Origin of the sequence: Pseudomonas sp. (genome assembly GCF_050739775.1) — a bacterium.
Classification (GTDB): Bacteria; Pseudomonadota; Gammaproteobacteria; order Pseudomonadales; family Pseudomonadaceae; genus Aquipseudomonas.
Genome location: NZ_JBOICA010000011.1, coordinates 1,536 through 20,808 on the forward strand (window position 1 = coordinate 1,536; position 19,273 = coordinate 20,808).

General features: G+C 61.8%; 15 protein-coding genes. 1 reads left to right on the plus strand and 14 read right to left on the minus strand.

Annotated features, from left to right (window positions below; all coding sequences use genetic code 11):
• Positions 1–346: 346 nt before the first annotated feature.
• The 7 genes from ACRESH_RS07820 to ACRESH_RS07850 all read right to left on the minus strand — a co-directional run bounded on the left by ACRESH_RS07820 (position 347) and on the right by ACRESH_RS07850 (position 11,454).
• Positions 347–1,990, minus strand: coding sequence for a fatty acid--CoA ligase (locus ACRESH_RS07820; RefSeq protein ID WP_431741442.1), 1,644 nt, complete (start codon positions 1,988–1,990; stop codon positions 347–349).
• Between the two features lie 11 nt (positions 1,991–2,001).
• Positions 2,002–3,780 carry an acyl-CoA dehydrogenase C-terminal domain-containing protein gene (locus ACRESH_RS07825; protein ID WP_431741443.1) on the minus strand — a complete coding sequence of 593 codons (1,779 nt, stop codon included), beginning with the start codon at positions 3,778–3,780 and terminating at the stop codon, positions 2,002–2,004.
• Positions 3,773–6,247, minus strand: a complete 2,475-nt coding sequence (locus ACRESH_RS07830) for an efflux RND transporter permease subunit (RefSeq protein ID WP_431741444.1) — start codon at positions 6,245–6,247, stop codon at positions 3,773–3,775. Before ACRESH_RS07830 ends, ACRESH_RS07825 begins: the two co-directional genes overlap by 8 nt.
• Before the next feature lie 30 nt (positions 6,248–6,277).
• A complete protein-coding gene (locus tag ACRESH_RS07835) occupies positions 6,278–7,345 on the minus strand; it encodes a WD40/YVTN/BNR-like repeat-containing protein (RefSeq protein WP_431741445.1) in 1,068 nt (355 codons plus the stop codon).
• Positions 7,346–7,444: 99 nt separating this feature from the next.
• On the minus strand, positions 7,445–8,803 hold the full coding sequence (locus ACRESH_RS07840) for a DUF1329 domain-containing protein (protein ID WP_431741446.1): 1,359 nt from the start codon (positions 8,801–8,803) through the stop codon (positions 7,445–7,447).
• A gap of 41 nt (positions 8,804–8,844) precedes the next feature.
• Complete coding sequence (locus ACRESH_RS07845) at positions 8,845–10,800, minus strand: DUF1302 domain-containing protein (protein WP_431741447.1); 1,956 nt, start codon at positions 10,798–10,800, stop codon at positions 8,845–8,847.
• 87 nt (positions 10,801–10,887) lie between these two features.
• Positions 10,888–11,454, minus strand: coding sequence for an RBBP9/YdeN family alpha/beta hydrolase (locus ACRESH_RS07850; RefSeq protein ID WP_431741531.1), 567 nt, complete (start codon positions 11,452–11,454; stop codon positions 10,888–10,890).
• Between the two features lie 275 nt (positions 11,455–11,729).
• On the opposite strand from ACRESH_RS07850, the gene ACRESH_RS07855 reads away from it, so the two are divergent.
• The gene (locus ACRESH_RS07855; RefSeq protein ID WP_431741448.1) at positions 11,730–12,740 is read left to right on the plus strand and encodes an AraC family transcriptional regulator; all 1,011 of its coding nucleotides are present in this window, start codon (positions 11,730–11,732) and stop codon (positions 12,738–12,740) included.
• 164 nt (positions 12,741–12,904) lie between these two features.
• Here the strand turns inward: ACRESH_RS07855 and ACRESH_RS07860 are convergent, their stop codons facing one another.
• The 7 genes from ACRESH_RS07860 to ACRESH_RS07890 all read right to left on the minus strand — a co-directional run bounded on the left by ACRESH_RS07860 (position 12,905) and on the right by ACRESH_RS07890 (position 19,248).
• Entirely contained in the window at positions 12,905–13,915 is a 1,011-nt protein-coding gene (locus ACRESH_RS07860) for a YeiH family protein (RefSeq protein ID WP_431741449.1), read from the minus strand.
• Positions 13,912–14,238, minus strand: a complete 327-nt coding sequence (locus ACRESH_RS07865; RefSeq protein ID WP_431741450.1) for a Rieske (2Fe-2S) protein — start codon at positions 14,236–14,238, stop codon at positions 13,912–13,914. Before ACRESH_RS07865 ends, ACRESH_RS07860 begins: the two co-directional genes overlap by 4 nt.
• Complete coding sequence (locus ACRESH_RS07870) at positions 14,235–14,888, minus strand: DsbA family oxidoreductase (protein WP_431741451.1); 654 nt, start codon at positions 14,886–14,888, stop codon at positions 14,235–14,237. Before ACRESH_RS07870 ends, ACRESH_RS07865 begins: the two co-directional genes overlap by 4 nt.
• Entirely contained in the window at positions 14,885–16,204 is a 1,320-nt protein-coding gene (locus ACRESH_RS07875; RefSeq protein ID WP_431741452.1) for an MFS transporter, read from the minus strand. Before ACRESH_RS07875 ends, ACRESH_RS07870 begins: the two co-directional genes overlap by 4 nt.
• 90 nt (positions 16,205–16,294) lie before the next feature.
• Positions 16,295–17,347, minus strand: a complete 1,053-nt coding sequence (locus ACRESH_RS07880; protein ID WP_431741453.1) for a 3-keto-5-aminohexanoate cleavage protein — start codon at positions 17,345–17,347, stop codon at positions 16,295–16,297.
• A 58-nt stretch (positions 17,348–17,405) separates the two neighbouring features.
• Complete coding sequence (locus tag ACRESH_RS07885; protein ID WP_431741454.1) at positions 17,406–18,254, minus strand: TauD/TfdA dioxygenase family protein; 849 nt, start codon at positions 18,252–18,254, stop codon at positions 17,406–17,408.
• 13 nt (positions 18,255–18,267) lie between these two features.
• Positions 18,268–19,248: a quinone oxidoreductase family protein gene (locus tag ACRESH_RS07890; RefSeq protein ID WP_431741455.1), complete on the minus strand. Its 981-nt coding sequence runs from the start codon at positions 19,246–19,248 to the stop codon at positions 18,268–18,270.
• Positions 19,249–19,273 lie beyond the last annotated feature (25 nt).

Consider the following 19,273-nt stretch of genomic DNA (forward strand, 5'->3'; position numbering starts at 1 on the left):
TACCGGCGTACTCGAAATCGGAAAAACTCATCTGACTCATGGGCAAGGCTTGTTGGGGTGGCTGAACGGAGGGCTATTTCAGCACAGGTCAGACCGGCCTGTGCTGACTTGATCGGAGAATCCCTAAAGCTGAAGTAATCGAGACTGCCTCTTAAACCGAGTCAACGCCCGCTGGCCTACCGCTAAACGTGCAGCTAAAAAACCGGCGTATCAGCAGTTGGACAGTGTTAATGCAGCAAAACAACCGCCAACCTCGGATTTGACAGAGGTCTGATTCGCAGTCCACCGCGACCAGGGTCGCTCCTGCACAGGGTTATGTGCAGGGGCACCCCGGTTTCTCGCTGCACTACCGGGCGTGCATCTCACGAATCAGCTTCTTGTTGATCTTGCCGACACTGGTTTTCGGTATCTCGTCGACAAACCGCACGTGCCGTGGCACCGCCCATTTGTTCAGGCAACCGCTGTCGACAAACTGTTGCAGGTGCTGCGCGAGGGATGGCTGGTCCAGTTGCGCACCGGCGACGGTGACCACCAGGGCCAACGGCTGCTCTCCCCATTGCGCATCGGCGATACCCACCACCGCCACCGAGTCGACCGCCGGGTGCTGGCTGATCAGGCTTTCCAGCGCCACCGAACTGACCCACTCACCACCGGTCTTGATCACGTCCTTGATCCGATCGCGAATCTGCACCATCCCGCGATCGTTGATACAGGCCATGTCTCCAGTGTGCATCCAGCCGCCAGCCCACAGCGCAGCGCCTTGCTCGGGCTCCTTGAGGTAACCCTGAGTCAGCCAGGGCGCGCGAACCACGATTTCTCCCAGGCTTTCACCGTCATGGACCACCTCATTGCCCTGACCATCAACGATACGCAAGTCCACCAGCGGTATCGGTACGCCGGCGTTTATCCGTAACGGCACCTGCTGCTCCATGGGTAGTTCCAGGTCCTCGGCGCTCAGGCATGTCAGGCTCAGCAACGGACAGCTCTCGGACATCCCATACCCGCAGTACACCCGTATGCCCCGGGCACTTGCCCGGGCGGCCAGGCCTTGGGTCAAAGCGCTGCCGCCGAGGAGCATTTTCCAGCCGCCAAGGTCAGTCTGCCGGCCTTCATCGCAGTCGAGCATCATCTGCAGCAGGGTCGGTACGCAGTGGGAGAAGCTCACCTGCTCCTCACGGAACAAACGCACCAGCTGGTTGGGTTCGTAGCGCCCGGGATAGACCTGCTTGATCCCAAGCGCGGTGGCGACATAAGGCACGCCCCAGGCATGCACATGGAACATCGGTGTGATCGGCATGTACACATCGCCCGAGCGCAGCAAGGGCTCGCCTCCACAAGCGGCGAAGGTGCCAAGTTCATTGAGCGTATGCAGCACCAGCTGGCGATGAGTGAAATAAACGCCCTTGGGATTACCGGTGGTGCCGGTGGTGTAGAACAACGTCGCCAGTGAGTTTTCGTCGAAATCGGGGAACTCGAATTGATTGTCCGCTGCTGCCAGAAGTGCCTCGTACTCACCCAGCACAGGCAGCGCGGTGGCACAGGGTTCTGCGTCGGTGAAGCGGATATAGCCCTCGACCGTCTGCAGTTCACCTTGCAGCTGTTCCATCAACGGCAGGAAGTCGTCATGCACCAACACCAGCCGGTCCTCGGCATGGTTCATGGTGTAGCGGATCTGTTCGGCGCACAGGCGCACATTGACCGTGTGCAGTACCGCGCCAAGCATCGGCACGGCAAAAAAGCACTCCAGCGCGCGGTGACTGTCCCAGTCGAGCAAGGCCACGGTATCGCCGGGTTTGACCCCGGAATGGACCAGCACATTGGCCAGGCGCTGGATGCGCTCAAGCAAGGTCAGGTAGGTGTAGCGCAGCTTGTCGGCGTAAACGATTTCCTCGCCGGGCTGATAGCGCACGCCCGACAGCAGCAGGCGCTTGATCAGCAGCGGATAGCTGTAGGCCCCGGGTGCCGGGGCAATGACGCGAGTGTTGATCATCTCTGGGGCCTTCACAGTTGCTCGGCGTCGAGCAGGTACAGGCTGGCGCTGCCGGCCTTGGCGGTGACAGTCAGCGACTGGATGCGCGGCAGCAGCCGGGCGAAATAGAACCGCGCGGTACCCAGCTTGCTGGCATAGAACCCTGTCTGTTCGTCTTGCCCCAGGGCGGCATCGGCCATCTGCGCCCACATATAGGCGTACAGCGTGTAGCCGAACACATGCAGATACTCCACCGCCGCCGCGCCAATTTCCTCCGCGTTACCTAGTGCACGATCCAGCACCCAGGCGGTCAGTTCGTCCAGATTTGTGACGGCGGCCAGGAGCGGCGCGCTGAACTCGGCACGTGACGGCTCGAGTGATTGGGCGAATGCCTTGATCTGCGCGGACAGCACGGCGTAAGCCCGGCCACCGTCAGCGACCAGTTTGCGGCCCACCAGGTCCATCGCCTGAATGCCATTGGTGCCTTCGTAGATCTGGGTGATGCGGCAATCGCGAATCAACTGCTCCTGACCCCATTCGCGGATGTAACCGTGGCCACCGAACACCTGCTGGCCATGTACGGTGGTTTCCAGGCCCGTGTCGGTGAGAAAGGCCTTGGCCACAGGCGTTAATAGCGCCACCTGTGCCTCGGCGTTGCTACGCTCGAGCGCATCTTCGCTGTACTTGGCCAGATCCAGTTGCAGCGCGACATAGGTGGAAAACGCCCGCCCGCCTTCGTTCAAGGCTTTCATGGTCAGCAGCATGCGCCGCACATCCGGGTGCACGATGATTGGGTCGGCAACCTGTTCGCTAGCCACCGGGCCAGTCGGTGCCCGACTTTGCAGACGATCGCGGGCATAGGCGATAGCGTTCTGATAAGAGCGCTCGCCCAGGGCCAGGCCCTGGATGCCGACGCCCAGGCGTTCGTAGTTCATCATGGTGAACATGGCGTTCAAGCCCTTGTTCAGTTCACCGACCAGATAGCCGGTGGCGCCATCGAAGTTCATCATGCAGGTGGCCGAGGCCTTGATACCCATCTTGTGCTCGATGGAACCACAACCAAGGGCATTGGCCTCGCCCAACGAGCCGTCCGCCTCGACCAGTACCTTGGGCACCAGGAACAGCGAGATCCCCTTGGCCCCCTGCGGCGCATCAGGCAGCTTGGCCAGCACCAGGTGAATGATATTTTCAGTCAGGTCCTGCTCACCACCGGTGATGAATATCTTGGTGCCGCTGATTCGGTAGCTGCCATCGGCCTGAGGCTCGGCGCGGGTGCGAATCAAGCCAAGATCGGTGCCGGCATGGGGTTCGGTCAGGCACATCGAGCCGCTCCAGCGCCCTTCGTACATGGCCGGCAGGTACTGGGCCTTGAGCGCTTCACTGGCGTGATTGAGCAGCGACAGGCAAGCCCCGGCGGTCAGCATCGGATACAGGCCAAAGGACAGGTTGGCGGCGTTAAGCATTTCCTCGACCTGGGCGCCAATCACCTTGGGCATGCCCATGCCACCGTATTGCACCGAGCCCGCCACGCCCACCCAGCCATCCTCGGCATAGCTGCGGTAAGCCTGGGCGAAGCCATCCGGCGTGGTTACCCGACCGGCTTCCCAGCGGCAGCCCTGTTCGTCGCCGCTGCGATTGAGCGGTGCCACCATCTGGGCGATAACCTTGCCGGCCTGTTCGAGAATAGCCTTGGCCGTGTCGGCATCGACATGCTCGGTCAACGCCGGAATCCGTGACCAGATGGCCGGGATGTCGAAGACCTCGTTGATCAGAAAATCCATGTCGCGCAAAGGGGGAAGGTAATCAGGCATGGTGCGAACACTCGACTTGTTTGGTTGTGTGTTGCAGCCCATCGGCAACGACGGTGCTGGGTGCTGGGGTCTGGGCCTTGGTGCCAGGCAGGAGGAAGTACGACAGCGCCGGAATCAGGATCAGCGCGCCGAGCATGTTCCAGAGGAACATGAAGGTCAGCAGGATGCCCATGTCGGCCTGGAACTTGATCGGCGACCAGGCCCAGCCCACCACGCCTGCAGCCAGCGTGATGGCCACCAGGCCAACGACCCGGCCAGTGAAGGCCACGGCATTTTCATAAGCTTCGGACAGCGGCATTCCTTTACGCTGGTAGTGCAGCTGCACGCTGAGCAGGTACAGCGCATAGTCGACGCCGATACCCACGCCCAAGGCAATCACCGGCAAGGTAGCGACCTTCACCCCGATGCCCATCATCACCATCAGCGCCTCGCACAACACCGAGGTGAGTACCAGCGGCAACACCGCCACCAGGGTCGCGCGCCAACTGCGGAAAGTGATCAGGCAGAACACCGTGACTGCCAGGTAAACCAGCAACAGCATGGTACGGTTGGCATCACGCACGACGATGTTGGTCGCGGCCTCGATACCGGCACTGCCCGCAGCCAGGAGGAATTGGCGATCGTCACTGCTGTTGGCCTGGGCGAAACGCTCGGCAACCGCGACTACCTCGTCCAGGGTGTCGGCCTTGTGGTCCTTGAGGTAGGCGATCACCGGCATCAGCGAACAGTCGTTGTTGAACAGCTCCGGGGCGTTGACCGAGGCCTGTTGCGCCGCGTAATTGAGCACATCCTGGTTACGCTGGATGCTGTTGAGCTTGGGGTTGCCTTCGTAGGTACCGGCGGTGATCTGGCGCACCGCGTTGGTCAACGACAGCGTGGTCTGGACTCCGGCGTGCTGTTGCAGCTCCCAGGCCAGGCGATCGGCGAGTACCAGGGTCTGGTAGCGCAGGCAACCTTCGGGGGCGGTCTTGATCATCACCGCAAACGTGTCGCTGGACAGCGCGTAATGGCCGGTGATGTAGGCATTGTCGCGGTTGTAACGTGAATCGGCATGCAGTTCCGGGGCACCGCTATCGAGATCGCCAATTTTCAATTGCATGCTCAGGGCAAAGCCCCCTGCTCCCAGGATTGCGGCCATCAGCAAGGCCGCCGTCGCCCATTTACGCGTGGTAAAGCGATCGAGCAGATCCCAGAGTTTGCCGAAGCCGCGGTGTTCGGCGGCCCGCGAGTCAATGCGCAAGGCCCGCTCGGCGGCTTTGCGGCCGACACCGACGTAGGACAGCGCCACCGGCATCAGCAGCAACGAGGTGAAGATCAACACTGCCACGCCAATACTGGCGGTGATTGCCAGGTCCTGGATGACCGGAATGTCGATCAGCATCAGCACGGCAAAGCCCACCGCATCGGCGAGCAGCGCGGTGACACCGGCCACAAACAAACGGCGGAAGGTATAGCGTGCGGCCACTTGGCGATGGGTGCCGCGGCCAATGTCCTGCATGATGCCGTTCATTTTCTGCGCGGCGTGAGACACGCCAATGGCGAAAATCAGGAACGGCACCAGGATCGAATAAGGGTCAATGGCGTAGCCCAGCCAGGCCACAATGCCCAACTGCCAGACCACCGCCGCCAACGAACACAGCACCACCAGCAAGGTGCTGCGCACGCAGCGGGTGTAGAGGTAGATGATCACCAGGGTGGTCAGCACTGCCAGGGCAAAGAACAGCATGACCTGCATCAGCCCGTCGATCAGCTCGCCCATCAGTTTGGCAAAACCGATCACATGAATCTTGTAAGTGCCCTGCGCTTCGTACTGGCCGCGCAGCTGCTCAAGCTTCTGCGAGAACGCGTAATAGTCGATACCGCGGCCGGTGACCGAATCCTGGTCCAGCAGCGGCACGATCAGCATGCTCGACTTGAAGTCGCGGGCGACCAGGCTGCCGACGATATTCGCGCGCTCGATGTTCTGGCGCAGTTGTTCGATGTCGGCCGCCGAGCCCTGGTAGCTGTCGGGCATCACCGCTCCGCCCTGGAAGCCCTCTTCGGTGACTTCGGTCCAGCGTACCGCCGGGCTCCACAGTGACTTCATCCAGGCGCGGTCGACGCCCTGGCTGAGGAACAACTCATCGTTGATGTGCCGCAGGGTCTGCAAATAGGCCGGGTCGAAGATATCGCCCTGGGTGTTTTCCACCACCACACGCAATGAGTTACCCAGGCCGCGCAACGACTGGCGGTTGTCCAGGTAGTTCTGGATGTAAGGGTGACTCTGCGGAATCATCTTCTCGAAACTGGGCCGCAGTTCCAGGCGAGTCACGGCCATGAACCCCAGCACCAGGGTCGCCAGCAGCAGCATCAGCATGAATGGCAGTCGATGATTGAACACCAGGCGTTCCAGCCAGTTGCCCGAGCGCGTGTCGAATTCGCCGAGGGTGCGGATCACCGGCAAGCTGTCTTGTTGGATGTTGGCCATCAGGTTTTTCTCTTGTTATGGGGACGGCAGTTATTCGACGACGAGCGTGCGTACGCCACGTTCACCCACCAGCACCAGCTCGGTCGCGGCATCGAATGCCGCCGCGCTTATCGGTGTGCGCGCCGTTTGCCTGACCTGGGCGAAACTGGCGCCGTCGTCGCGGCTGAGCAGCACATGCCCGGCCTGGCTCAACAGCCACAGCTGTCCGGCGCTGTCCAGGCTGGCTGCGGTGATGCTGTTGGCAAGGCCGGTGTTCACCGGCTGCCATTGCTGGCCGCCATCGGTGCTGCGCAGCACATGGCCACGCAAGCCATAGACCAGGAGCACCCCCGGCTTGCCGACGGCACCAAAGAACGTGCCGCTGTAAGGCGTGGTCAGCCGGGTGAAGTGCTGGCCATCGGCGTCGAGTTTGAGCAGCAGGCCCTGCTCGCCGGTGATGTACAGTGTGCCGTCAACGCTGGCCAGGCTGGTCAGGTGCAGGCCTTGCGGGTTGTCGCTGCGCTCCAGCCACGGCGTCCAGTGCTGACCGCCGTCGCGGGTGTGCAGCAGCAGGTTGAAGACACCGACGGCAAAACCGTTCTGTCCGTCAGCGAACCAGACATCCAGCAAGGGTTTGTCGGCGCCCTCTTGCACCAGCCGTTCGCCTTCCGCGATCAGCGCTGACCAGCGTGGATCTTCGGGTGCAGCCTGGGCTTGAGCGCGGTAGTAGGCCAGCACCTGCTCGCCAAGCACGCGCCCGTCCAGTTGCTTTTGCCAACTGACGCCGCCATCGCGGCTGTGCAAAATCACCCCGTCATTGCCCACCGCCCAGCCCTGATCGGCGCTGGGGAAACTCACGGCATTGAGGTCAGCACTGGCCGGCACACTGGCCTGTTGCCAATGGCCGCCATTGTCATCGGAATACAGAATGTGCCCGCGCGGGCCGACAGCCACCAGGCGCGCGCCAGCGTTGGTCACATCACGCAACGGGCTGACCGTTGCCAGGGCGCTGGGCATGGCCGGCAGATCCAGCACATCCATGTACGGCGCGGCCTGTGCCGCGCCTTGAAGGACGGTCCACATCAGCATCATCGCGGTACAGCGCTTGAGAAAGTACATACCGGGTCCTCCGGATCGCCGCTGCACGCAGCAGGCTGCTCAACAAACAGCCCGGCATCGAGGATGCGATGCCGGACCGTACTTACGCTGCGGGCGTGCTCAGCGAATGCCGGCGCCAGCCAGGGACTCAGGCGACCACTGGGTCTTGGACAGTGGCTCGATGTAGCGAATGCCGCCGTAAGCGCCGACCACGCCATTGAGGTTGTAGGTGCCGCCGATCAGGTCGTAGATCATGAAAGGCGTAGCGTCCGGGGTCTGTTTGTCGTAGCTCTGGCTGAGGAAGGCGAACGAGCCACGGTACAGCTGGCCACGCGCGTCATACTGGTCGGAGGCCAGGGCGATCCAGCTGTCCTCGTCGAGGTAGAAGCGGCGCTTGTGGTAGATGTGGCGGGCACCGTCCTTGAGCTTGCCCTCGACCACCCACACGCGATGCTTTTCCCAGCGCACGTACTGCGGCGCCAGATGGTTGGGGGTGATGAGTTGCTTGATGTCGGTGTGATAAGTGAGCTTGTAAGTGTTGTAGGGCACATACATTTCCTGCTTGCCCACCAGAGTCCAGTCGTAGCGGTCCAGGGCGCCGTTGAAGACGAACACGTCATCATAAGTGCCAGAACCCGAGGTGCCGGGATTGGGCGTGTCGTAGGCCAGGTTCGGTGCGAGCTTCACCCGCCGTTGCCCCGGCAGGTACTGCCAGGCGCTGCGAGGCTGCACCAGCGGGTTGGCGGCATCGCGCAGCATCATCGCTTCACCGGCACGCCGGGCGGGCGCGGTGTACACCAGCTTCATCTGGTAGTAGGTATCTTTGGGACCGATGGTTTTATCCATGTCCTCGTAGATCGGGTAGCTGATGTTGGCCTGGCCTGTGGTGGACAGGGTCGGCACACCCGCAGCATCGACGTTCCAGGAGTCGTACTTGGCTGCCATGCTCACGCCCTGGTAGCGCAGGAGGAAGTTCCACATGGCCTCGGCGCCGGTTTGCGGGATCGGGAACGGAATCCCCGGCAGCACGTTTTCAACGGCGGTTCCGCCTTCCTGGCTGTGTGCGCCGACGGCATTTTTCGCGGTGTTGTCCAGTACTGGCTGGGGCAGCGCTACGGTGCGATGAGTCGGATAGACATCGACAGAAAAAGTCGGGAAGCGCTTGAGCAGCTCCTGGGTGGTAGCAGTCAACTGGCCTTTGTACTGATCGGTGTTCTTGCCATCGATGACCAGCAGCGGTTTTTCACCGGCAAACGGGTCCGGACGCATGCTGTCGCCGCGCTTGAAACTGGCCGGTGGTGTAACCAGTCCGCCCTGGTAGGCAGGAATGGAACCGTCGGCATTGGCGGCGCTTTCTGCACCGATACGGGTCAGGCTGGTGCCGAGGCGGGCTGCCTGCTCGCTGGACACAGCAGCCTGGGCAGTATTGATAGCAGCCAGCGACAGGCATGTGGCCAACAGTGTGTGCACGTAGTTCATGATTATTGTTTTCCTGCGTGATGTCTGAAGGAAGACGTGACTCAAAAAGTGCTTTTAACAGTCAGGTACAGCGCACCACGGTCCTCAGTGGTAGCACCGCCGCCAGAGAAGGAGGCGTAGCCTGCGCCGAAGCAGGTGTAATCCTGCTCGCTGTCCAGGGCATTGGGGGTCGTGCCATCGGTCTGGCCGTTGTTGCACGACTGCGACTTGCCGAAGCTGTCGACATACTTGAAGTCGACGAAATACTGGTTGTAAACCGCAGCGCTGACGCCCACCGCGTAGTTACCGGTGTCCTCGGCGCCGCCACCCTGCACCGGTGAGATGCCATCGAGACCGACGTTGATCGACAGCGGCATGCTCAGGTCGACACCGGGTATGACCTGGTACCAGGTCGGGGTGAAGTTGACAGCGATGCCCCAGTTGTCACGGCTCGGCTTGTCGATGCCGCGGTAGCTGCTCTTGCCCTTGTACAAGGCCTCGTTGTGGCCATCGAGCTTGAGCAGGTTGCTGTAGAACAGCTCGCCCAACAGGGTCGCGCTATCGAACAGCGGCGTATCGGCGATGGTCATCAGGCCGTTGAGGGTCCAGTGCAGCGTCTGGCCGGTGGCACTCAAACCGTCGCCATCACTGGGCACGTCATACACCACACCACTGCTGGGCAGGCGCGGCGGCAACAAGCCGAAGCCACCGCCCAGCCCGCCTTGCCCGGGAGCACTGACGATTGCCGGAATACTCGCCAGCGGCATGTTGTGGCGGATGTTCAGGTCGCTACCGACACTGATGCCACCGACGTCTTTGGACAGGCTCAGGCCATAGACATCGATGTTATCGGCGTAGGCAAACTGGTAAGTGGCGCTCTGCAGCGAGTTGTAGAGGTTGCCGACTGCTCCCTGGCGAGCGGCTGGCGGATTGCCGAACGGGCCACGCGACACCGTCAGACCGCGGGTATCAAGCCAGGCTTGCGGGAGGATTTCCGAAGTCTTGCGGTAGTAGAAACCCAAGGTTCCGCCCAGCCATTCGGGCGACCACTTGGCCATGACACCCCAGTCGCCACGCTTGTCCGGGGTCAGGTCGTCACCGCGGCGGATGCTGGTCAGCGCACCGCGCACCGGGATCAGCCCAGGCGTGCCGGTATGGCCAAGGAGCAAGCTCTGGGCGCCCTCACCCACCACATCGGAGCCGCCATAATAGGTGCCCGCTTCCGGCAACCGGGCGGCATCCCAGTCGAAGAAATACTGCGCGCCGATGGTCAGTTCCGGGTTCACCAGAAACGACGTGGACAGCTGATTGCGTGGTACGAACAGCTCCTTGGCTTCAGTGCCAGGCGACGCCGCCAGCTTGGCCAGGTCCAGGCCGGACTGGCCATAGCTGAGCGAGTGCACCGGATTGAGCAGGGTCTCGCCCCAGAACAGGTTGTGCTGACCCAGTTTGCCACTCAGTTCTGAACTTTCGCCGACCTCAGTGCGCATGAAGACGAACGCATCGAGCACCTCGCCAGACGGGCCACTGTAATAACGCTGGGCATAATTGCTCAGGTGCGGGCTGCCCAGTGGGGTACCCGTACCGGGCAAACCGTTGAGGCTCGGGTTGATGCCGGAGCTATCGGCATTGCCGTTGACGAACGGGTTGGAATTGGAACCGGTGTTGTCGTAGGCCTTGTCATACCAGCTGGCAGCACTGATACGAAAACCCATGTTGCCCTGGTAGATCACATCCAGTTCGGTCAGCAGGTCGACCCGGTTGGTGATGTTGGTACCGGCCTTGCGGAAGTTGTAATCGCCGTCGTTGTTATTCGGCGTTGCCAGCATGCGTTTGTCGGCACTTTCAGTGCGTACGCCGTAGTTGTACTTGACGGTGTTGTCCAGACGCACGGCCCAGTCTTCGTTACCGGTATCGACTTCAAATGCCTGAGCGCCAGGCAAGGCGAGCAAACTGATGGCGCAGACCAGCAGACGGCGCTGCGAAGGCACAGCGCAATGAGGGCGGTGTTTTGGCATTACGACGACTCCACGTATTGTTATTGTTGTTATCGCCGCCCGACTTGTGCGGGCGTTGGTCAAGCGTCCGTGCACTACTGCAGGGTTTTAACAGTCGAGGATCTGAATGAAGGCTTCGGCCTGAGGCCAGGGGCCGAATCCGGCTGCCGGGTTGAGATGGCCGACAGCGCCCAGCTCCACCAGCTGGCTGCCCCAGCCATGGGCCATGGCCGTCACCGCGCCCAGGCTGGCCAGGTGATCATTGCTGCTGGCGGCAACAATGCTGGGAAACGGCAGCGGCGTGATCGGCAGCGGTGCCCAGCCATTGGCGCGCAGGCTGTCCGGGCTCGGGTAAGCCGCAGGCCACTGCGCTTGCAGATCCGGTGGTGCCGCCAGCAACGCGCCTTTGATCGGGCGGTCATAACGTGCCGCCCAATGGGCGACCATCAACACCCCGGCGCTGTGCGCTACAAGCACTACCTCGCCTTCGATCTGTTCGAGCTCGCGCTGGATCGCTTCAACCCGGGCGTTGCAGTCGAGACCGTTGACCTGCAAGGGCGGTACCGCGCGAACCTTGGCCAGCTTCGCCAGCAGCAGGGTCTGCCAATGCTCGGCGACATGCTCGCGCAGGCCGGGGACGATCAGGACGGTAGCGGCGGTATGCAATCTTTCCACGTCAGCACCTATGCTCAAGACAGTCTGCTCGCCATGGCGGTCGAGCGCTTCGAGAACCACAGTAATCACCCCTCCCCCTGGGTGCTTTACATTGAGCGTCAGTGACTTCACATTTGATGACACGGGTGCGCGCAGCCGCCCGCCGTGCTTATGCAGGCGGTATCTGCCGATGGCTGGGGGCAACAACCGGCTTTGCATTTGATGACACACAGGCTATAAAAAGCGACCCGCCGCAGAAGCGGGACGCCTAATGAGAATGCGTGGAAAACAATAAAATGACCGCCCTCGTCCGTGCTGCAAGCTTGACCAATTACCTCGAAGTGTCGCGCCACCTGGGGTTAAACCCCCATGCCTTGCTGGCCCAGGTTGGCCTGAGTGCCGCGCTGCTGGATGATCCCAACCAACGTATTGCAGTCTCGACCGTGATCACCCTGCTGGAGGAGTCGGCACGGGTCAGTGGCTGTGACACCTTCGGCTTGCGCATGGCCGAATTACGCCAGTTGTCGGACTTTGGCGAGATCAGCCTGTTGCTCAGTCACCAGCGCACGCTGCGTGATGCTTTGCAGGTGATCGTGCAGTACCGCCATCTGCTCAACGACGCTCTGGCGATTCACATTGAAGACGCTGGCAAAACGGTGATCATTCGCGAAGAAGTGGTCAGCGACCTGCCGCATAGCAGCCGGCAGGCCACGGAGCTTGCCATCGGTGTCATGCGCCGCCTGTGCGCTGCCCTGCTGGGCGCCCACTGGCACCCGATCAGTGCCAACTTCACCCACAACGCCCCCGCCGACCTTGCCATTCACCGGCGGATCTTCGGTTGCAAACTGGTGTTTGGCAGTGAGTTCAATGGCATCGTCTGCCCGGCGGCCGATCTGGATGCGGCCAATCCCCTGGCCAACGAGGCCATGGCGCGTCTGGCCCAGCGCTATCTGGATACGTTGCAGGCCGGGGGCAAGTTGTCGCTGGAGCTGGAGATGCGCAAGACCATTTATTTGTTGTTGCCCATGGGCCGGGCCACGATCGAGCAAGTGGCGCAGACTCAGGGGATGAATGTGCGTACCTTGCAGCGGCGGCTGGAGGAATGTGGGGTGACGTTCAGTGATTTGATCAACGGGGTGCGGCGGGATCTGGTAATTCGCTATCTGGAGAATCCCAGTTATTCGTTGGGACGGATTGCGGACATGCTGGGGTATTCGATGCCGAGTTCGTTTACTCGCTGGTTTATTGCGCAGTTTGGGATGCCGCCGGTTACGTGGCGGGTGCAGCATGGGGTTCAGCAGCGCTGAGGGGGCGGTGGGCGGGCTTGCCCCGCGATAAGGCCTTCGGCAGCGGTGCATTTTGTGAGCATATCCATTTGCGATGGTGGCGCTGAGTCACCTTTCCGCCACATTGGCAAATGGATATGCCCCAGATCCGAGGGCCTCATCGCGGGGCAAGCCCGCTCCCACCGCTACAACCCCCAATGCATCAACGCCAACACCAGCAGCACCAGAAACACCGTCTCCCCCAGCATCAATGCAATGGGCTTGAACCCCACCTTGGCCAGCTCCTTGAGCTGAGTCTTCATCCCCAGCGCACTGATCGCCACCACCAGACACCAACGCGACAGATCATTAACCCCGCCCTGCACCACCGTTGGCACCCAACCTGTGCTGTTGAGACAAGCCAGCAGCACAAACCCCACAGCAAACCAGGGCAACAGCGGCGGCCGCTGCCCCGAGGCATCGTCCCCCGCCCGCCGGGTAATCATCGCCGCACAAACAATCACCGGCAGCAACATCGCCACCCGCATCAGCTTGACCACCGTAGCAATGTCCCCTGTCTCGGTAGACATGCTGTACCCCGCCCCCACTACCTGCGCCACATCATGAATAGTGGCGCCGAGGAACACCCCGGCCTGCGGCGGTGAAAGCTGCAACCAATCAGCAATCATCGGATAGAGGATCATCGCCAAGGTCGACAGCGCCGACACCCCGATCACCGTGAACAACGTCGCATGCTCCTTCTGCCGGTGCTGAGGCAACGCCGCGGCCAGCGCCAATGCAGCCGAGGCACCACAGATTGCCGTCGCGCCGCCGGTGAGCATGCCGAACAGTCGATTGAAGCCCATCGCCTTGGCAACCACCATCGACACGCCAATGGTCACAACCACAATAATGATCACCAGGGCCACCGGCTTCCAACCCAGGCTAGCAATCTGCTCCAGGGTAATGCGCATGCCCAGCAGCGCCACCCCCACGCGCAGCACGGTGCGCGCGGTGAATTCAATACCGGCCTTGCAGCTGCCGTCAGCGGAAAGAAAATTCAAGGCCATACCCAGCAACAGGGCAAACAGCATCACCGGCGCATCGTAATGTTCGCTGAGAAAACTGGCCGCGCCAGCAGCGATCAGGCTGACCACAAAACCTGGCGCAAGTGCTCGCACTCGGTGGTTGACGGCGGCGATGGCGATAGCGCTCATTGGCCGGACTCCTCGGAATCGATAACGATGAACAACTGCTCGCCCTGGCGCTCGACCGGGTAACTGGCAACCTTGAGCTGGGTGGAATTAAGCAGATAACCGCTGGCCAGATCGAAGCGCAGGCCATGGGCGCAACACTGGATCACGCGCCCATCCAGGCGCCCACCACACAACGACGCGCCCTGGTGCGGGCAGCTGTCATCGATGGCGTAGAACTGGTCGGCGACGTTGAACAGTGCCAGGCTCTTGTCTGCAAACGTCAGCAGCGCGCGGCTGTCGCGCGCTGGCACCTTGGCCGTCGGCACCGGGTAGCGATAACTCATGCCAGAGCCGCCTGTTCCAGCGCCTCACGCATTGCATAAAGCAGCACATCGGCAGGTTGAGCACCACTCACCACCTGCTGCTGGTTGAAGCGAAAGCACGGCACACCGTCACCTACGTAATCATTGGCGCCGATGAATGGGCTGGCGTCACCGCGCAGGCAATCGGCGACCTGCGCGGGACTCAAGCCACAGGCCTGGGCGATATGCAGCAAGGTGACGGGATCGCCCAGGTCCTTGCCCTGTTGGAAGTAGGCAGCGAACAGCTGTGCCAGCAACGCCTCGGCCCGCTGCGGTTCGCCCAGGGCCGTGGCGCGCTGCAGCAGCCTATGAGCGTCGGCGGTATTGGGCATACGACTGATACGGGAAAAATCGATGCTGACGCCCGCGGCATCAGCTGCCGCCCGCACCTGAGCCTGACGCTGATGTACAGCTTCTTCACTGCCCAGGCGTTTGCGGTAGAACGCCTCGAACGGCTGGCCGGTTCTGGCCATGTCAGGCAGCAGTTGCACGCCCCGCCAAAGCAGGTTGACTTCTACCTGCGGCTGCTCAAGACGCAGCTGTTCAAGCGCACGTTGCAGATGACGTTGGCCAATCAGGCACCAGGGGCAGATAAAGTCGAAAAACACTTCAATGGATAACGTTTGCTTCACGGTTTTACCTCTTGAACCTGCACTGCGCCAGGCGCTAATTGCACTTGGCCCTCCAGGCGGGCCATGTCGCGGTGATAGTGGCGTTTGGCAAAAAAGAACACGGCGGCTGCGCCAATGCTGATCAGAGGTACCAGCTGGAAAGCGGCGTGTAGACCGATAACGTCGGAGACGCGGCCGGTAATCAGCGGCCCCGTCGCCAGGCCCAATAGGTTGTTGGCCAGCGTCAGGGTGGCAAAAGCAGTGCCGTGCACCGAATAGTGGGTCAGGTTGGCGACCATGGCGCTGGACGGCCCGTTGGTGCCTGCCGCGATCATCATTCCCAGGCAGATGAGCACCAGTTGCGCGTTGCCCGAGGGCAAGGCAAAGGCCAGCGACAGCAATAGGCAGCTGCCCAGGCAATAGCCAATGGCCAGGCTGATTTTGCGGTCCGGGCGCTGGCGGCCCAAGCGGTCACAGAGCATGGCGCAGAGAATCGTGCCAATACCGGCGCACAGTACGATAATGGCCGCGACAACCCCCGCCTGGTCGGTGCCCATGGCGTAGTAGCGGTTCAGGTAGCTGGGCATCCACACGATCACCGTGCCACCCACGAACAACTGCAGGCCGCTGGCGACATAGGCGGCGATGACCGAACGGCTGCTGTACAAGGTGCGCAACGGACGGGCTGCCTTGCAGGGTACATCCGTCCGTTTCGGCGAAATTTTTGCCTCTTTGATCAGCAATGGATAGACCAACGCCAGTATCAGGCCGAACAGGGCCATGCCGGCAAATGCCCAGCGCCAGCCGAAATGCTGGGCCATCACCCCGCCCAGGGCCATGCCCAGCACCGAGCCGAACATGCCGCCGGCCATGAAGGCGCCGGCCAAGGTGGCGCGCATGTCGCGTGGAAATACCGCAACGACTATGGCGATACCGACGCTGCCATAAGCGGCTTCGCCGACACCCACCAGAAAGCGGGCGACAAACATCTGCTGGTAGTTCTGCGCCAGGGCGCAGCCCAGGGTCGCCAGGCTCCAGAGCACGGCCATCAGCACCAGGCTTTTGACCCGGCCAAAGCGGTCGGCCAGCAACGACAGCGGAAAGGTCAACAGCCCGACCATCAGCGCGACGATGCCGCTGAGCAGGCCGAGCTGACTGTCGGTCAGCGCCCATTCGCCCTTGAGCAGGGGGAATACCGCATTGAGCACCTGGCGCGACATGTAGTCGGAAATCAGCAAGCCAAAGGTCAAGGCGAAGACAATCCAGGCATAGCGCCGTGGAATGCCACGTGAAGTGTCGGCACCATCATTTGTGGCGCTGGCGATATAGGCGGCCATGCTGCCTCCTCGGTTGTCTGGCGTAAGTCTTGTTGTTATCGGAAGCCTGACTGACAGCGCTGTCGACTGCGGCGGGCCGGCCCAGGCCGGTCAGCCGCGCTGTGGCACACCCTTGTGACCCGGCAGGCGGTTAGGCGCCATGCCGTTGGCCTTGAGTGTTTGCTCGATGCTGCTGTACTGCTGGCCGATGCGGTAAATGGCACGGGCTTCTTTGCCGTTGGCGATTTCACGTCCCAGTTCATGGGCAACACGCACGGTCTGCTGGATCTGCTGCACCGAGGTGAGGCGCTTGCCGTGGTGATCGATGATGGTGTCTTCGTTGCCGCAACGCGGGTGCAGGCCCATGGCCAGGGCCATGGTGTTGAACGGCAGCACGTTCTTGAGCAGCGATTCGGCAGTTACCGTGCAACCATCCGGGGCGCGGTGAATAAAGTTGAAGAAGTTGAACGGATTGGGGCCGTCGAAGCCGCCACCAATGCCGATCCAGGTCAGGTTCAGCGGGCCCATGTAATCGCCCCGGCGCACGATACGCTCAAGGGTTTCCAGGGCATGCATGCCGGTGAGCTGGAAGTGCGGCTGAATATTGCTCGCCTGCAGGCGGCGCAAGTGTTCGCGAACCCAGGCAGGGCCAGCCGGTACGGTCATCTCGCTATAGGCGGCCTGAATCGCAGGGTTGGCCAGGGAGGTACCTTCCAGGTACTGCGGATACAGTAGCTCCATGATGTTCATCTGGGTGGTGTTGATCGCCACGGTGACCTGGTCAGGCTTGGGCGTCAGCTCGGCGAGCATGTGCCGGGTGTCGTCAGACAGCCACTTGGCTGCTTCGCCGTCGCTCTCCGGGGCGAAGGAAATCGAACCGCCTACCTGGATAATCATTTCCGGCACGGCTTCGCGCACGCCGGCAATCAGTTCATTGAACTTGGACAGGCGCTTGGAGCCCTTGCCATCCAGTTCGCGCACATGCAGATGGAGCACAGTGGCGCCAGCCTCATAGCAGTCAACGGCCTTCTGCACCTGCTCGTCCATGGTCAGCGGAATGTCTTCGGGAAAGTCCTCTGGCATCCATTCGGGGCCATAAGGGGCGACGGTGATTACCACCTTTTCCATGTTTTCCGGGTGCAACGAATCGTCGAAGAATTGCATGCTGTGGTCCTCGGTCTTGTTATTGTCTTGTGCCCGCTGTGCGGCGGATGGGTATTGCTTAGTAGGTACGCTCGCCCTTGATCCCGGCGCGCTCCATCTTGCGGTGGCATGGCGGGTAGTCCATGACTGCGTAGTGCTGGGTGCTGCGGTTATCCCAGATGGCGATGCTGTTGGGCTTCCAACGCCAGCGCACCTGGTATTCGGGCAGGTACGCCTGACTGATCAGGTAGCGCAACAGATCGGCGGCACCGGGATTGGCGTCCTGGCCGAAGCGCACCCGCTGCGGGGTGTGGTAGTTGCTGAAATGGGTGGTAAAGGCGTTGACGAACAGCACCTGCTCCGCGGTTTCCGGGTGGGTACGCACCACCGGGTGCTCGGCGTCCGGAAACTGGGCTTTGAGCGCCAGGCGCTTTTCCATCGGCATCGCCGCGCCGAAGCTGGCCTCGATGCTGTGGCGGGCGCGCAGGCCTTCGATCTTCTGCTTCACCTCATCGGGCAGGTTCTGGTACGCCAGAACCATGTTCGCCCACAGGGTGTCGCCACCTACCGGTGGGCACTCCACGCAGCGCAGCACACAGCCCATAGGCGGTGCATCGCGCCAGGTGGCATCGGTGTGCCAGGCGTTCTCGTAGCGGTCGGCGGGCTGGTCCGGACGCTTGTAGATCTGCACCAGGCCCGGATGCTGCGGGTCGCTGCCGGCTACAGGGTGGTCTTCCAGTTCGCCGAAGCGCCGGGCGAAGGCGACATGCTCGGCACGGCTGATGTCCTGGTTACGCAAGAACAGCACCCGGTGCTTGAGCAATTGCGCACGGAGCTGGTCGAACAGACCGTCATCGTGCACCGCATCCGCCAGGTTGACCCCGGACACCTCAGCACCGATAGCGCAGGTCAGTTGTTCGATGTGCATGCTGCAGCCCTCTTCAGATGACGAAGATTGACGAACCGGTGGTCTTGCGCGCTTCCAGGTCACGGTGCGCCTGCACGGCATCCTGCAAGGCGTAGTGCTGGTTGATCTCGATCTTGATGCGGCCGCTGCTGACATGATCGAAGAGCTCACCGGCAAGATCAGCCTTCTCCGCCGGGTCGGCGATATAGTCGGCCAGCGCCGGTCGGGTCAGGTGCAGCGAACCTTTCATCGCCAGGATCTGTGGATCGAACGGCGGGATGGTGCCGGAGGCAGTGCCTACACAGACCATCAGGCCACGGCGCTTGAGCGAGTCGAGCGAGGCCATGAAGGTGCTTTTGCCGACGCTGTCGAACACCACATTGACGCCCACGCCATCGGTCAGCTCGCGCACGCGCTTGGCCACGTCTTCATGGCTGTAGTTGATGGTGTGAGTGCAGCCATGGGCCAAGGCTACTTCGGCCTTGGCCTCGGTAGACACAGTGCCGATCACGTTCACGCCGAGCAACCGCGCCCACTGCGAAACGATCAGGCCAACACCACCGGCGGCGGCGTGCAGCAAGATCGTGTCAGCGGGCTTGAAGTCGTACAGACGGCGCATCAGGTACGCCGAGGTAAGACCGCGCATGGTCATCGCCGCTGCGGTTTCAAAGGCGATGGTTTCCGGCAGCTTGATCAATGCTGCGGCGCCGATCAGGCGTTCGGTGCAATAGGCGCCCAGGGTGTTGAGAAAACCGGTATAGGTCACACGGTCACCGACCGCCACGTGGGTCACGCCCTCGCCTACTGCCTGCACCACCCCGGCGGCTTCTACGCCCATGCCGTTGGGCATCGGGATCGGGTAGGTGCCATTACGGAAATAGGTGTCGGCGTAGTTCAGGCCAACCGCGACCTGGCGCAGCCGGACCTGGCCCGGGCCAGGCTCGCCGACCTCGGCGTCCTCATAGCGCAATACCTCGGGACCACCGGTTTCATAGAAACGTACGACTTTGGACATTCTTGTCACTCCAATCATCGATCTG

Excerpts from the sequence above, each read along its gene's own strand:
- ACRESH_RS07820 (WP_431741442.1), bottom strand. The coding sequence starts at position 1,990 with ATGATCAACACTCGCGTCATTGCCCCGGCACCCGGGGCCTACAGCTAT.
- ACRESH_RS07825 (WP_431741443.1), bottom strand. The coding sequence starts at position 3,780 with ATGCCTGATTACCTTCCCCCTTTGCGCGACATGGATTTTCTGATCAAC.
- ACRESH_RS07830 (WP_431741444.1), bottom strand. The coding sequence starts at position 6,247 with ATGGCCAACATCCAACAAGACAGCTTGCCGGTGATCCGCACCCTCGGC.
- ACRESH_RS07835 (WP_431741445.1), bottom strand. The coding sequence starts at position 7,345 with ATGTACTTTCTCAAGCGCTGTACCGCGATGATGCTGATGTGGACCGTC.
- ACRESH_RS07840 (WP_431741446.1), bottom strand. The coding sequence starts at position 8,803 with ATGAACTACGTGCACACACTGTTGGCCACATGCCTGTCGCTGGCTGCT.
- ACRESH_RS07845 (WP_431741447.1), bottom strand. The coding sequence starts at position 10,800 with ATGCCAAAACACCGCCCTCATTGCGCTGTGCCTTCGCAGCGCCGTCTG.
- ACRESH_RS07855 (WP_431741448.1), top strand. The coding sequence starts at position 11,730 with ATGACCGCCCTCGTCCGTGCTGCAAGCTTGACCAATTACCTCGAAGTG.
- ACRESH_RS07860 (WP_431741449.1), bottom strand. The coding sequence starts at position 13,915 with ATGAGCGCTATCGCCATCGCCGCCGTCAACCACCGAGTGCGAGCACTT.
- ACRESH_RS07865 (WP_431741450.1), bottom strand. The coding sequence starts at position 14,238 with ATGAGTTATCGCTACCCGGTGCCGACGGCCAAGGTGCCAGCGCGCGAC.
- ACRESH_RS07875 (WP_431741452.1), bottom strand. The coding sequence starts at position 16,204 with ATGGCCGCCTATATCGCCAGCGCCACAAATGATGGTGCCGACACTTCA.
- ACRESH_RS07880 (WP_431741453.1), bottom strand. The coding sequence starts at position 17,347 with ATGCAATTCTTCGACGATTCGTTGCACCCGGAAAACATGGAAAAGGTG.
- ACRESH_RS07885 (WP_431741454.1), bottom strand. The coding sequence starts at position 18,254 with ATGCACATCGAACAACTGACCTGCGCTATCGGTGCTGAGGTGTCCGGG.
- ACRESH_RS07890 (WP_431741455.1), bottom strand. The coding sequence starts at position 19,248 with ATGTCCAAAGTCGTACGTTTCTATGAAACCGGTGGTCCCGAGGTATTG.